This window comes from Streptomyces sp. NPDC031100, from assembly GCF_055570785.1.
The window spans coordinates 681,022-692,947 of record NZ_JBVIGN010000002.1 but is presented as its reverse complement, the minus strand read 5'-3'; the positions used below and the strand labels follow the sequence as shown (position 1 = coordinate 692,947).

General features: G+C 71.2%; 13 protein-coding genes. 2 read left to right on the top strand and 11 right to left on the bottom strand.

The features are described 5' to 3' along the window. Window positions 1-26: 26 nt before the first annotated feature. The 6 genes from ACZ5DS_RS07300 to ACZ5DS_RS07275 form a co-directional block, all read right to left on the bottom strand. Window positions 27-608: a sugar kinase gene (locus ACZ5DS_RS07300; protein WP_468234906.1), complete on the bottom strand. Its 582-nt coding sequence runs from the start codon at window positions 606-608 to the stop codon at window positions 27-29. Next, the gene (locus ACZ5DS_RS07295; protein ID WP_389170956.1) at window positions 605-1,750 is read right to left on the bottom strand and encodes an ROK family glucokinase; all 1,146 of its coding nucleotides are present in this window, start codon (window positions 1,748-1,750) and stop codon (window positions 605-607) included. The genes ACZ5DS_RS07300 and ACZ5DS_RS07295 overlap by 4 nt, the downstream gene beginning before the upstream one ends. A 142-nt stretch (window positions 1,751-1,892) precedes the next feature. After that, window positions 1,893-2,663 carry an ATP-binding cassette domain-containing protein gene (locus tag ACZ5DS_RS07290; RefSeq protein ID WP_468234904.1) on the bottom strand — a complete coding sequence of 257 codons (771 nt, stop codon included), beginning with the start codon at window positions 2,661-2,663 and terminating at the stop codon, window positions 1,893-1,895. Next, window positions 2,660-3,727 carry an ABC transporter permease gene (locus tag ACZ5DS_RS07285; RefSeq protein WP_468234903.1) on the bottom strand — a complete coding sequence of 356 codons (1,068 nt, stop codon included), beginning with the start codon at window positions 3,725-3,727 and terminating at the stop codon, window positions 2,660-2,662. The genes ACZ5DS_RS07290 and ACZ5DS_RS07285 overlap by 4 nt, the downstream gene beginning before the upstream one ends. Further along, on the bottom strand, window positions 3,724-4,728 hold the full coding sequence (locus tag ACZ5DS_RS07280; protein ID WP_468234902.1) for a sugar ABC transporter substrate-binding protein: 1,005 nt from the start codon (window positions 4,726-4,728) through the stop codon (window positions 3,724-3,726). The genes ACZ5DS_RS07285 and ACZ5DS_RS07280 overlap by 4 nt, the downstream gene beginning before the upstream one ends. A gap of 164 nt (window positions 4,729-4,892) precedes the next feature. Next, a complete protein-coding gene (locus tag ACZ5DS_RS07275; RefSeq protein ID WP_468235115.1) occupies window positions 4,893-5,630 on the bottom strand; it encodes a GntR family transcriptional regulator in 738 nt (245 codons plus the stop codon). A gap of 138 nt (window positions 5,631-5,768) precedes the next feature. Between ACZ5DS_RS07275 and ACZ5DS_RS07270 the strand changes: the two genes are divergently transcribed. After that, window positions 5,769-6,791: a Gfo/Idh/MocA family protein gene (locus tag ACZ5DS_RS07270; protein WP_468234901.1), complete on the top strand. Its 1,023-nt coding sequence runs from the start codon at window positions 5,769-5,771 to the stop codon at window positions 6,789-6,791. A gap of 59 nt (window positions 6,792-6,850) precedes the next feature. Here ACZ5DS_RS07270 and ACZ5DS_RS07265 read toward each other — a convergent pair whose 3' ends face one another. The 3 genes from ACZ5DS_RS07265 to ACZ5DS_RS07255 all read right to left on the bottom strand — a co-directional run bounded on the left by ACZ5DS_RS07265 (window position 6,851) and on the right by ACZ5DS_RS07255 (window position 10,155). After that, window positions 6,851-8,041 carry a cytochrome P450 family protein gene (locus ACZ5DS_RS07265; RefSeq protein ID WP_468234900.1) on the bottom strand — a complete coding sequence of 397 codons (1,191 nt, stop codon included), beginning with the start codon at window positions 8,039-8,041 and terminating at the stop codon, window positions 6,851-6,853. 72 nt (window positions 8,042-8,113) lie between these two features. Next, window positions 8,114-8,791 carry a response regulator gene (locus ACZ5DS_RS07260; protein WP_468234899.1) on the bottom strand — a complete coding sequence of 226 codons (678 nt, stop codon included), beginning with the start codon at window positions 8,789-8,791 and terminating at the stop codon, window positions 8,114-8,116. Window positions 8,792-8,874: 83 nt separating this feature from the next. Further along, complete coding sequence (locus tag ACZ5DS_RS07255) at window positions 8,875-10,155, bottom strand: sensor histidine kinase (protein ID WP_468234898.1); 1,281 nt, start codon at window positions 10,153-10,155, stop codon at window positions 8,875-8,877. Window positions 10,156-10,333: 178 nt separating this feature from the next. Between ACZ5DS_RS07255 and ACZ5DS_RS07250 the strand changes: the two genes are divergently transcribed. Next, the gene (locus tag ACZ5DS_RS07250; RefSeq protein WP_468234897.1) at window positions 10,334-10,534 is read left to right on the top strand and encodes a hypothetical protein; all 201 of its coding nucleotides are present in this window, start codon (window positions 10,334-10,336) and stop codon (window positions 10,532-10,534) included. Window positions 10,535-10,755: 221 nt separating this feature from the next. On the opposite strand, the gene ACZ5DS_RS07245 is transcribed toward ACZ5DS_RS07250, so the two are convergent. Both ACZ5DS_RS07245 and ACZ5DS_RS07240 read right to left on the bottom strand, forming a co-directional pair. Then, window positions 10,756-11,151: a guanyl-specific ribonuclease gene (locus ACZ5DS_RS07245; RefSeq protein ID WP_468234896.1), complete on the bottom strand. Its 396-nt coding sequence runs from the start codon at window positions 11,149-11,151 to the stop codon at window positions 10,756-10,758. A gap of 110 nt (window positions 11,152-11,261) precedes the next feature. After that, window positions 11,262-11,888 (bottom strand): dihydrofolate reductase family protein, encoded by a 627-nt coding sequence (locus ACZ5DS_RS07240; RefSeq protein WP_468234894.1) that lies wholly within the window; start codon window positions 11,886-11,888, stop codon window positions 11,262-11,264. Window positions 11,889-11,926: the final 38 nt, after the last annotated feature.

Genomic DNA, 11,926 nt, shown 5'->3' with positions numbered 1-11,926 from the left:
CTCCGGCGACCGGCCGGGGCCCCCTCCTACGGGACCGTGCGGGAGACGACGTACACCATCGGATAGTTCGGGTCGGACATGTTCACGACCACGTCCTGGGTGGGCGCCGGGTTCTTCTGCCTGCGGGTCAGACCCGACCAGGGGCCGGGACCGGTGAAGTTCCAGCCGGAGATCTTCTGGTCGCGCGCGCCGATGGTGATGTCGTCCTTCTTCAGCTCGTCCCGGCGTGCGCCCAGGGTCCCCAGGAAGCTGTCCAGGCCTGCGCTGTTGGTGCGGAACTGCACGTACAGGCGGCTGGTCTTCCAGTTGTTGGTCTCGTAGTAGGCGACGTGGTCGGCGGGGTGCGGGACCGCCACCTGGTAGAGGCGGCGCTGCACCTTCGACGGCATGCCTGCGGTGAGGCCGGTGGCCGAGTACTTCGCCTCCTTGTCCTTGCCGCTGTTGCGACTCTGGTTGGCGGAGATCACCAGGTAGCCCGCGGGGACGCCGATGAGCAGCACGATGATCAGCAGGGTCAGCGCCCGTCGCTTGGCCTTGTGTCGCGAGTTCTCGGCCGGTTTGCGCGGTTCGTCCGGGGGCGTGGCCTGATGGGGCAGCGACGCGCTCATGCGGTGTCCCGGTCGCGACGGGCCTGGGCGTACCGCTCGTAGCGCTCGTAGCGCTCCACCCGGCGCCGCTTGGCGCGCCGGAACCGGCGGGCGACCAGCCGGGCCAGGTCGGCGGCGCCCACCATGCCGGCCTCGGGGCCGAGCTGGGCGCGGGTGATGCGGGCCTCGGGGCGGTAGCCGCGGCCGGTGAGGTGGCGCTTGAAGGCGTCCCGGGCCGGGCCGATGAGCAGGTCGTCGGCGGCCGAGACCCCGCCGCCGATGACGAAGCACGAAGGGTCGAGGGCGGCGGCGAGGTTGGCGATGCCGACGCCGAGCCACTGGCCGATGTCCTGGAGCAGCTCCACGCACATGGCGTCGCCCTCGCGGGCCAGCTCGGTGATCATCGGGCCGGTGATGTCGTCGATGTTGCCCTTGACGTGCTCGATGATCCCGTAGGCCACCGGGGAGTCCGCCGCGGCCAGTTCCTTGGCCTCGCGGACGAGCGCGTTGCCGGAGCTGTACTGCTCCCAGCAGCCGCGGTTGCCGCACGGGCAGCGGTGACCGCCGGGAACGACCTGCATATGGCCGAACTCACCCGCGACGCCGTACTTGCCGCGCTTGACCTGGCCGTCCTCCAGGATGGCGCCCCCGATGCCGGTGCCGAGCGTGATCATGACCAGGTGGTCCTCGCCGCGGCCGGCGCCGAAGCGCCACTCCGCCCAGGCGGCGGTGTTGGCGTCGTTGTCCACGAGGACCGGTACGGACAGGCGGCCGGCGAGGCGGTCCCGCAGCGGTTCGTTGCGCCAGGACAGATGGGGCGCGAACAGGACGCGGTTGCGGTCGGCGTCGACCCAGCCGGCGGCGCCGATGCCGACCGCGTGCACGTCGTGGCGGTCGGACAGGTCCAGGACCAGTTCGACGATGGTGTCTTCGACGACCTTGGGGCTCTTGGACTTGTCCGGGGTTTCCGCGCGGAGCTTCTCGAGGATGTTGCCGTCCGCGTCGACCACGCCTGCCATGACCTTGGTGCCGCCGATGTCGATGCCGACGGTGGGCACACGGGGGGCCGTCAGATGTGACCGGCGTTCCCTGGTGCCGACCGTTCGGAGCACGGGGGCTCGGCGGGAGCCGATGGGGGCGGTGAGGTCGCGGTAGGTGCTCATCGTTGGTCGATTCTGCCTCACCGTGGGGGTGGGTGCTGTGCGGGGCGGGGGTGGGGGTGCGCGATCTGTGCCGGGTGCGGCGTGCGTCATGGCTTGTCGCGCCCACGCGGCGGAGCCGCACATCGGCACAGCCCCGCGCCCCTCAACCCCGTTGCAGTTCGTGGCGCAGGGCGTCCAGGTCGGACCCGCCGGCCATCTGCTGGGTCAGCTCGTCCAGCGTTATGTCGCCCCGTGTGTAATTGCCCACCATTGTGCCGCGCCTCAGGAGTACGAAGCGGTCGCCCACCAGGTATGCGTGATGCGGGTTGTGGGTGATCAAGACGACGCCCAGGCCGTTGTCGCGTGCCGCCGCCACATATTTGAGCACCACACCGGATTGCTTCACCCCCAGTGCCGCCGTCGGCTCGTCCAGGACCAGGACCTTGGCGCCGAAGTAGACCGCCCTGGCGATCGCCACGCACTGGCGTTCGCCGCCCGAGAGGGTGCCGATGGGCTGGTCGACGTCGCGGAGGTCGATGCCCATGCGGAGGAGTTCGGCCCGGGTCGTCTCGCGCATGAGGTCGATGTCCAGGCGCCTGAACGGTCCCTTGCCCTTGCGGGGCTCGGAGCCGAGGAAGAAGTTGCGCCACACCGGCATGAGGGGGACCACCGCCAGGTCCTGGTAGACCGTGGCGATACCGCGGTCCAGGGCCTCCCGCGGGGAGGCGAGGGTCGTCTCCTCACCCTCGATGCTCAGGGTGCCGCCGTCGTGCTGGTGCAGGCCCGCGACGATCTTGATCAGGGTGGACTTACCGGCTCCGTTGTCGCCGAGGACGCAGGTGATCTCGCCAGGGTGGACCTCCAGCGAGACACCTTCCAGGGCGCGTACGGTGCCGTAGTGCTTGCTGACGTCGGTCAGCTCGACGAGAGTCACTTGTTGGCCTCCGCGCGCTTGCGGACCCAGAGGTTGAGCAGGGTCGCGAGGAGCAGCATCGCTCCGAGGAAGAACTTGAACCAGTCGGGGTTCCACTCGGCGAAGACGATGCCCTTGCTGGTCATGCCGAACAGGAGCGCGCCGACCGCCGAGCCGATCGCGCTGCCGTAGCCGCCGGTGATCAGGCAGCCGCCGATGACGGCCGCGATGATGTAGATCAGCTCGTTGCCGACGCCTTCGCCGGACTGGACGGCGTCGAAGGAGTAGAGCAGGTGCTGGCCGGAGATCCAGGCGCCGAACGCCACGCCCGTATAGAGGCCGATCTTGGTCTTGGCGACCGGGACGCCGACGGCGCGGGCCGCGTCCTGGTTGCCGCCGACCGCGAAGATCCAGTTGCCGGCGCGGGTGCGCAGCAGGATCCAGGAGGCGAGGACGACGAGGCCGAGCCACCACAGGATGGTGACCTTGAAATCGACGCCGCCGAGGGTGAGGGTCGAGGCGAACACGGCGTGGGCGCTCGGGAAGCCCTCCATGTCGGCGATGGTCTTGGTGGAGACCGTGCCGTCGATCAGCTTGGTGAAGCCGAGGTTCATGCCGGTCAGCATCAGGAAGGTGCCCAGCGTGACGATGAAGCTGGGCAGCCTGGTGCGGGTGAGCACGAAGCCGTTGAAGGCGCCGATCGCGAGGGTGACCAGGAGGGACACTCCTACGCCGACCCAGGTGTTCGCCGTCATCTGGTAGCTGAACATCGAGGAGATCAGCGCGGACGACGTCACCAGGACGCCTGCCGACAGGTCGAACTCGCCGCCGATCATCAGCAGGGCCACGGGTACGGCCATGATGCCGATGGTCGAGGAGGCGTACAGGACCGTGCTGAGGCTGGAAGCCCGCAGGAAGCCGTCGGCCGCACAGGCGAAGACGGCGAAGACGGCGAGTGCGCCGACGACCGAGCCCAGCTCGGGGCGGGAGAGCAGCTTCCGCAGCGGCGAGGTCTGCAGAATCCTTTCGTCAGCCGCCCGTTCCGTCCGTTCGGCCTGTTCCGTCTGTTCCGTGGTGGCGGTCATCGGGTGCCCCGCTCGGTGTATTCCGCCAGCGCGGCCGCCTGGTCCTTGGTGACGATCTGCGGGCCGGTGAGGACCGGCCGGCCGCCGCCGAGGACGTCGCTGTTGTACTTGTACAGCCACAGCAGGTCGACGGCCTGGTAGCCCTGCAGGTACGGCTGCTGGTCCACGGCGAAGCCGAGGGTGCCGTCCTTCAGTCCGGCGGCGACCTTGGCGTTGAGGTCGAAGGTGTCGACCTCGGCCTTGCTGCCCGCGTCGGTCTTCGCCTTCACGGCGGTGTCGGCGTAGGGGGCGCCCAGGGTGACGACGGCGTCGACGGACTTGTCCGCCTGGAGCTTGGCCTCGATCGCGGACTGCACGTCGGGCATGTTGGTGCCGTTGACGTACAACTTCTGCACCGTGCCGCGGAAGGTCTTCCCGACCCCGTCGCAGCGCTGCTCATGGCCGACGTTGCCCTGTTCGTGCAGGATGCACAGGGCCTTCTTCCTGCCGCGCTTGTTCAGCTCCTCGCCCACGGCCTCGCCGGCGACGGTCTCGTCCTGGCCGATGTGGGTGAGGGCGCCGAACGCCTTGGACTCCTCGGAGCCGGAGTTCACCGTGATCACCGGGATGCCGGCCTTCTCGGCGCGGGCCACCGCGGCCTCGAGGGCGTCGGGCTTGGCGAGGGTGACGATGATGCCGTCGACCTTCTTGTCGACCGCCGCGTCCACCAGCTGGGCCTGCTGCTGGGCCTCGTCGTCGTGCGAGTACAGGAAGTTGATGTTGTCCTTGACGGCGGCCTGCTTGGCGCCGCTCTGCACGATGTCCCAGAAGGTGTCGCCGTCCCCGGAGTGGGTGATCATCGCGAAGGTCCAGCGGGGGGTGTTCACCGCCGCCCTGCCCTGGGCTGCGGCGGCCTTGCGGGCGTCCTCGGCCCGTTTGCCGCCGGTGCTGCTGCAGCCCGCGAGGGACACCGAGAGTGCCCCTGCGAGCGCGATGCCTACCCAGGTCCGAAAGCGTGCCACGAGGCCGTGCCCTTCTTGCCGTGTTCGTACGTACGCAAGGGGCCGGTGATCAATCTCAGCGGCCCCAAACGCTCCAGTATCGAACACGGGGAACACCCATGACATGACCGGGGATGGCTCGCCGGTCGCATTGTCCGGACATTGCGACGAAGTCGGGCGGTCGATCAGCTGCGGACGAGCAGCTGGAACTCGAAGGAGTAGCGGGTCGGGCGGTAGGTGTGGTCGCCGAACTCGACCGCGCGCCCGGTGTCGTCGAAGGTGGTGCGCTGCATGGTGAGCAGCGGGGCGCCCTCGGCCTCGGCGAGCCGCTCGGCCTCGGCGGCGGTGGCGGCGCGGGCGCCGATGGACTGGCGGGCGCTGTGCAGGGTGATCCCGGCGGAGCGCATCAGCCGGTACAGGCCGGTGGCCTCCAGCTGGTCGGTGTCCAGGTCGAGCAGGCCGGGCGGCAGGAAGTTGATCAGGTAGGCCATCGGCTCGCCGTGCGCGAGGCGCAGGCGCTCGATGCGGTGGACGTCGCCGCCCTCGGCGACCGCGAGCGCGGCGGCGACCTCGGCGGAGGCCGGGACCACCGTGTTGACCAGGACCTTGGTCGCGGGCCGCTGGCCGGCCGCCTCCAGGTCGTCGTAGAGGCTGCTCAGCTCCAGGGGGCGCTTGACCTGGCTGTGCACGACCTGGGTGCCCACGCCCCGGCGGCGGACCAGCAGGCCCTTGTCGACGAGGGACTGGATGGCCTGGCGGACGGTGGGCCGGGACAGGCCGAGCCGGGCGGCCAGCTCGATCTCGTTGCCCAGCAGGCTGCCGGGGGTGAGGCTGCCGTGTTCGATGGCGGCCTCCAGCTGCTGGGACAGCTGGAAGTACAGCGGCACCGGGGAACTACGGTCCACACGCAGGTCGAGCGACACGGTCGGGTCCACATCTGGTTTGGGCACGGGGCCGAGCGTAGCCGCGTGGTCGGTTGACGGGAAGTTGTGTAGTCAGATTGTCCAGTTGTTCGGACATTGGCATTGACAGCGTGCGGGGTCCGCCCTCACTTTGTTCTCATGCGCATCGGGGTCATCGGTACGGGCCGCATCGGCACCATTCATGCGAACACTCTGAGCCGCCACCGTGACGTCGGATCGCTGATCCTGACGGACGCGGATCCGGAGCGGGCGCAGGAGCTGGCACTCCGGCTGGGCGAGACGGCGGCGCCCGGGGTGGACGAGATCTTCCGGTGGGGCGTGGACGCGGTGGTCATCACCACGGCGACGGCGGCCCACGCCGAACTGATCGGTCGGGCAGCGCGCTCGGGACTGCCGGTCTTCTGCGAGAAGCCGATCGCCCTGGACGTGCCGGGCACGCTGCTGGCGCTCGCCGAGGTGGAGGCGGCCGGCACGGTGCTGCAGATGGGCTTCCAGCGGCGCTTCGACGCGGGCTACGCGGGCGCCCGGGAGGCGGTCCGCTCGGGCCGGCTCGGACGGCTGCACACCGTACGGGCGACCACCTCCGACCAGTCCCCTCCCCCGCCGGAGTGGCTGCCGCTGTCCGGCGGGCTGTTCCGGGACACGCTGATCCACGACTTCGACGTGCTGCGCTGGGTGACGGGCCGTGAGGTGGTCGACGTGTACGCGACCGGCTCGGACGGCGGACCCGCGATGTTCCGCGAGGCCGGTGACGTCGACACCGGTGCGGCCCTGCTCACGCTGGACGACGGCACCCTGGCCACGGCGACGGCGACCCGGCTGAACGGCGCGGGCTACGACGTCCGCATGGAGCTGGCCGGAGAGCTGGACACGGTCGTCGTAGGCCTCGACGACCGCACGCCCGTCGCGTCCACGGAACCGACCGGGCCGCCACCGGCCGACAAGCCGTGGAGCGGCTTCCTGGAGCGGTTCGGACCCGCCTACGAGGCCGAGCTGTGCGCCTTCGTGGAGGTGCTGCTCGGGGAGCGGCCCAACCCGTGCGACGGCGGCGAGGCCCTCCAGGCGCTGCGGATCGCCGAGGCCTGCGAGGTGTCCCGGCGGGAGCGCCGCCCCGTACGGTTGGCGGAGGTCCCGGACCGGGGGCGGCTGTCGCACGAGTAGGGCTTGTCCGGCCGTTCCCGTCGTCCGCCCGGAGGGCGGGCCCCAGCCTCGACGGCTGCTCACCAGCGCACCGGAAGGCTGCGCACCCCTCTCATCAGCAGGCCCGGCAGCCACTCGCCCGGGGAGCCGTCGAGGGCGAGGCCGGGGGCGCGCTCCAGGAGGGTGCCGACGGCGATACGGCCCTCCAGGCGGGCCAGCGGCGCGCCCAGGCAGTAGTGGATGCCGTGGCCGAAGGCGAGGTGGCCGCGGGTGTCGCGGCGGATGTCGAAGCGGTGCGGGTCGGGGTAGCGGTCGCCGTCGCGCGCGGCCGCGGTGAGGCCGACCACCACGTGGTCGCCCTGCTCGATGGGCGTGCCGGCGATCTCCAGAGGCTCCGCGGCGTACCGGAACGTGGCGCTCTCCACCGGGCCCTCGTAGCGCAGCATCTCCTCGACGGCGCCGTCCAGAAGGCTCATGTCGGCGCGCAGGGCGGCGAGTTGGTCGGGGTGGGTGAGGAGGGCGAGAACACCGTTGCCGATGAGGTTGACGGTGGTCTCGTGGCCGGCGATGAGCAGCAGGTAGGCCATGCCGCGCAGTTCCTGCGGGGAGAGCCGGTCGCCGTCGTCGGCGGTGGTGCGGATCAGGTCGCTGAGCAGGTCGTCGGTGGGGCCGGAGCGGCGCTTGTCCTCGATCAGCCCGGTGAGGTACTCGGCGAGGCGGACGACCGCGTCGTACTCCGTCTGCGAACTGGTCGGTGCGACCACCTCGGTGGACAGCTTCCGGAACTCCGCGCGGTCCATGTCCGGGACTCCGAGGAGTTCGCAGATGACGGTGATGGGCAGCGGGAAGGCGAGCGACTCGATGAGGTCCGCGCGGCCGCGCTGCAGCATCTCGTCGAGCAGGTCGTCGGTGATCTGCTGGATCCGCGGGCGCAGCTGCTCCACCCGGCGCATCGTGAACGCGCGGGTGACGAGGCCGCGCAGGCGGGTGTGCTGGGGCGGGTCGGTGGCCAGGAGGTGCTTGCCGATCAGCTCCTCGTCCAGGAAGGTCGCGCCGATCTTGGAGCCGTCCTTGGCGAGCCGGGGGTCGGCGAGGGCCGCGCGCGCCTCTTCGTACCCCACGATCAGCCAGGTCTCGTCGTTCTCGTCCGATCCCGGCAGCCGCACACGGTGCACGGGGCCCTGGTCGCGCAGGCAGGCGTACACCGGATGGGGATCCAGACGCAGCGCGTCCCCGAACTCCCCCAGATCGACCACCTGTTGCCTGTCCATCGCTCCCCTTCCGGACTCCCCCGAGGCTCGCCGGGCACCTCCCGGTGCTGGGACAACGCGCGGGGTGCCCGCTTAGTGCCCGTCCTCGTCGAGGAGCCCCGCGTCATACGCCAGCAGGGCGATCTGGACCCGGTTGTTGAGATCGAGCTTGGCGAGGATGCGGGAGACATGGGTCTTGACGGTGGCCACGCTCATGAAGAGTTCGGCGGCGATCCGGGCGTTGGCCAGGCCCCGGCCGACGGCCACGGCGACCTCCCGCTCGCGGTCGTTGAGCGCGGCGAGCCGCTCACGCGCGCGTGCCTGCCGGGAGTCGGCGGCGGTGCCGGCCGCGTGCCGCATCAGCTGGCGGGTGACGGCGGGCGACAGCACCGGCTCCCCGGCCGCGACCCGGCGCACCGCGTCGACGATCTCTGCGGGCGCGGTGTCCTTGAGCACGAAGCCGGCGGCACCCGCGCGCAGGGCGTGCAGCACCTGCTCGTCGGCGTGGAAGGTGGTGAGCACCACGACCTCCGGCGCGTCCGCCCGCGCCCGCAGCCGCTCGGTGGCCGTGAGCCCGTCCACCGACGGCATCCGGATGTCCATGAGCACCACGTCCGGCCGGGTCCGCTCCACCGCGTCCTCGGCCTCGGCCCCGTCGGCGGCCTCCCCGACGATCTCGATGTCCCCGGCCCCGCCCATCATCAGCGCGAGTCCGGCGCGCACCAGGGGGTCGTCGTCGACGAGGAGGAGTCTGATCGGAGTCGCAGTCATGGGGCTTACGTAATCATGTGCGGGCCGGTCGGCGGGCGGCCGTCGGCCACGGGAGGGGTCGCCCGCGCTTCCGGCGTGATCGCTCAGCTCCCGCCCCACGGCAGCCACCCCCGCACCTCGAACCCGCCGTCCGCCGTGGCCCCGTGCTCCAGGCGGCCGCCGGCCAGGGTGGCGCGTTCGGTCAGGCCGATCAGGCCCTGCCCGGAGCCGGGGACGGGCGGGACGTCGGATGCGGGGGCGGGGTTGCGGACCGTGATCGTCAGGCCGGCCCCGGGGCCGCCCTCGACCCGGACGGTGACCTCGGTGCCGGGGGCGTGTTTGCGGGCGTTGGTCAGCGCCTCCTGGGCGATGCGGTACGCGGTGCGGCCGACCGAGGCGGGAACGGCGGCCGGGTCGGCGACACGGTGGTCGAGGGTGACCTTCATGCCCGCTTCGCGGCTCTCGGTGACCAGGGCGTCCAGCGCGGCCAGCGTCGGCTGCGGGCGGCCCCCGGCCCCGCCGTCGCCGTCGGCCGTGCCGTCGGGGTCCCCCGCCCGCAGCACGCCGATGATCTCCCGCAGGTCCTGCAGCGCCTCGTGGGCGCTCTCCCGGATGACCCCCGCAGCCCGCGCGACCTCCTCCCGGGGCGCGTCCGGCCGGAACTCCAGGGCACCGGCGTGCACGCTGAGCAGGGTGAGCCGGTGCGCGAGCACGTCGTGCATCTCGCGGGCGATCGCCTCACGGGCGAGCCGCTGCGCCTGCTCGGCGCGCAGCCGCGCCTCGGTCTCCGCGCGCCGGGCCCGGTCGCGCAGGCTCAGCATGAGCTGCCGCTTGGAGCGGACGAACATGCCCCAGCCGATGACGGAAACGGTGAGCAGCACGGTGAAGGCGACGATCCCGGCGTAGGGCAGCTCGGGGTCGGGCCGCAGCCAGTAGAACAGCGGGACCAGCACGAGGTCGATGCCGCCGATCCAGGCCACGTACCGGAAGGGCCGGTGCACGGCGAGGGTGAACAGGGCGACCATGGCCGCGCCGCCCGCGGTGTTGGACAGGAATCCGACCGGGACCATCGCGACGGCCAGTCCGACCGGCCACCGGCGCCGCAGCCAGACCGCCGCGCAGGCCAGGGCGCCCAGCGCCTGGTCGAGGACGGCAACGGAGGGCTGGAGGCCGTGTTCCTTGGGGAGCGCGGCGGCGGCCGCCAGGCCGAGGAGGACGGCCAGCAGGAAGCAGGAGAAGTCGACGACCCAGTCGCGCGCGGTGCGTCGCGGCCGCGCGCCGGATGTCTCGGCGTCCGGGTCCAGCCCATGGATCACGGCGGACGGGAACAGCCATCGGCGGCCCGCGAACTCGTGCGGCGCTCGCGCCGGCTGCTCACCACTCACAGTCGACAAATCTACGCAGCCTCGGCCGCCGCGACAGCCCCGTACGCGGGAACGTCGACCAAAGTCGCACCGCGGTGGACTTTCGGCGCTCGGGCCGGGCGGAGGCGCAGCCTTTCGGCGGACGGTACTCGCCCTGCGGCCGATGCGCCGGGAGAAGACGCAGGGCGAGGGTCGTAGCGTGAAAAAGCTGCTGGAAGTTCTCGGATTCATCGCCCTGGTGCAGGGTGTGCTGGGCCTGGTGCACGAGTTCACCCACTGGCATGTGGGGCTCGTCCAACGGCTCGGCTTCCTCCACGGCCACGAGGTCTACGCGAGCGTGGCGCTCGTGGTCCTCGCCGTCGCGCTGTTCGCGGCCGCGGAGAGCCGGAAGTCCGGCTAGGACCTGTTGCGAGGGGCCCGCCTGCCCGGCGCCGCGGTGGACCCGACGGCGGGATGCCCCGGGTTCCGCTGAACCCGGGGCATCCGTGGTGGAACGGCCGTGTCGGCCTGCTGTGGTTCCGTGCTGCTGCCCCGCCCGCGGCCCCTGGTGGGGGGACGGCCGCGGGGCGAGGCCTGTGTGTCACATCGGTCGCGCTGTTCCCTCAGGACCTGCCGACCGGCTCAGCAGCCGAAGTCGATCAGGTCGAACGTGGCGTAGTGGTCCGCGGTGTAGTAGTCCTCCTGGTACTCCTCACCGGTCACGATGCGCCGGGCACCGCGCGTGGAGGAGCCGGGGGTCTTCACCGTGTACTCGTGGTAGTAGCCGGACGAGTGCTTGGGCAGGACGCCTTCACGGTTCGAGAAGACGGTGCCGTCCTGCGAGTACGGGAAGGGACCGCCCTGGTCGATCAGCTTCAGGGTGTCGTACGCCTGCGACGGCAGGTCGCCGTAGCAGATGCTGCCGACGGAGGCGGCAGCGGCGTCCGCCGTGGTGGCGGAGACGGTGCCGCCGACGAGAAGCGCGGACAGAAGGGCGGCTGCAGCGCCGGTACGAGTTGCGCGTGGGGGGAATCTCATGGGCCCCATGATGACGCGCGTAGACGTTGGCATGTCAACGTCAAAGTTGAAGATTTTCCCTTCAAGTCCGATGAGTTTTCGGGAAGTTAACCTGCCGCCCTGCACCCCCTCTAGGCGTTCTCGGGAAGTTCGTAGGACCCGTACTCCGGGGCGCCCAGCAGGTCGTACGACTGGATGGAGACGCCCGAGCCGGTGACGCGCCCGCCGGTGTGCCGGAAGCGGGTGGGGACCGCGCCCTCCACGAACAGGCGGCGGCCGGCGCCGAGGACGACCGGGAAGGTCAGCACATGGAGGGTGTCGATCAGCTGCAGGTCCAGCAGGGAGCGGACCAGGGCGCCGCTGCCGTGGATCTGGAGTTCGCCGTCCGTGCGCTCCTTGAGGGCCGCGACCTCCTTGGCGAGGTCACCGCTCACCACGGTGGTGCCGGACCACTCCGGGGCCGTCAGCGTGGACGAGACGACGTACTTCGGGAGGGCGTTCAGCTTGGACGCGATCGGGTCGGCCGGGTCGGTCATCTTCGGCCAGTAGGAGGCGAAGATGTCGTACGTCCGGCGGCCGAGCAGGAAGGCGCCCACGCGGTCGAAGACCTCGGTGACGAACCGGCCGAAGTCGTCGTCGCCGTACGGAAAACTCCAGCCGCCCTGGTCGAAGCCGCCGCTGGTGTCCTCCTGAGGGCCGCCGGGCGCCTGGTAGACGCCGTCGAGGGTGACGAAGATGGTGGAGACGAGCTTGCCCATGGCGGGTGCCTTCTTCCGGGTGCGGGGTCCGTTGTCAT

What these genes read in the sequence shown, in the direction of transcription:
- ACZ5DS_RS07260 (WP_468234899.1), bottom strand. Translation starts at nt 8,791, where the DNA reads ATGACTGCGACTCCGATCAGACTCCTCCTCGTCGACGACGACCCCCTG.
- ACZ5DS_RS07265 (WP_468234900.1), bottom strand. Translation starts at nt 8,041, where the DNA reads ATGGACAGGCAACAGGTGGTCGATCTGGGGGAGTTCGGGGACGCGCTG.
- ACZ5DS_RS07245 (WP_468234896.1), bottom strand. Translation starts at nt 11,151, where the DNA reads ATGAGATTCCCCCCACGCGCAACTCGTACCGGCGCTGCAGCCGCCCTT.
- ACZ5DS_RS07295 (WP_389170956.1), bottom strand. Translation starts at nt 1,750, where the DNA reads ATGAGCACCTACCGCGACCTCACCGCCCCCATCGGCTCCCGCCGAGCC.
- ACZ5DS_RS07285 (WP_468234903.1), bottom strand. Translation starts at nt 3,727, where the DNA reads ATGACCGCCACCACGGAACAGACGGAACAGGCCGAACGGACGGAACGG.
- ACZ5DS_RS07240 (WP_468234894.1), bottom strand. Translation starts at nt 11,888, where the DNA reads ATGGGCAAGCTCGTCTCCACCATCTTCGTCACCCTCGACGGCGTCTAC.
- ACZ5DS_RS07270 (WP_468234901.1), top strand. Translation starts at nt 5,769, where the DNA reads ATGCGCATCGGGGTCATCGGTACGGGCCGCATCGGCACCATTCATGCG.
- ACZ5DS_RS07300 (WP_468234906.1), bottom strand. Translation starts at nt 608, where the DNA reads ATGAGCGCGTCGCTGCCCCATCAGGCCACGCCCCCGGACGAACCGCGC.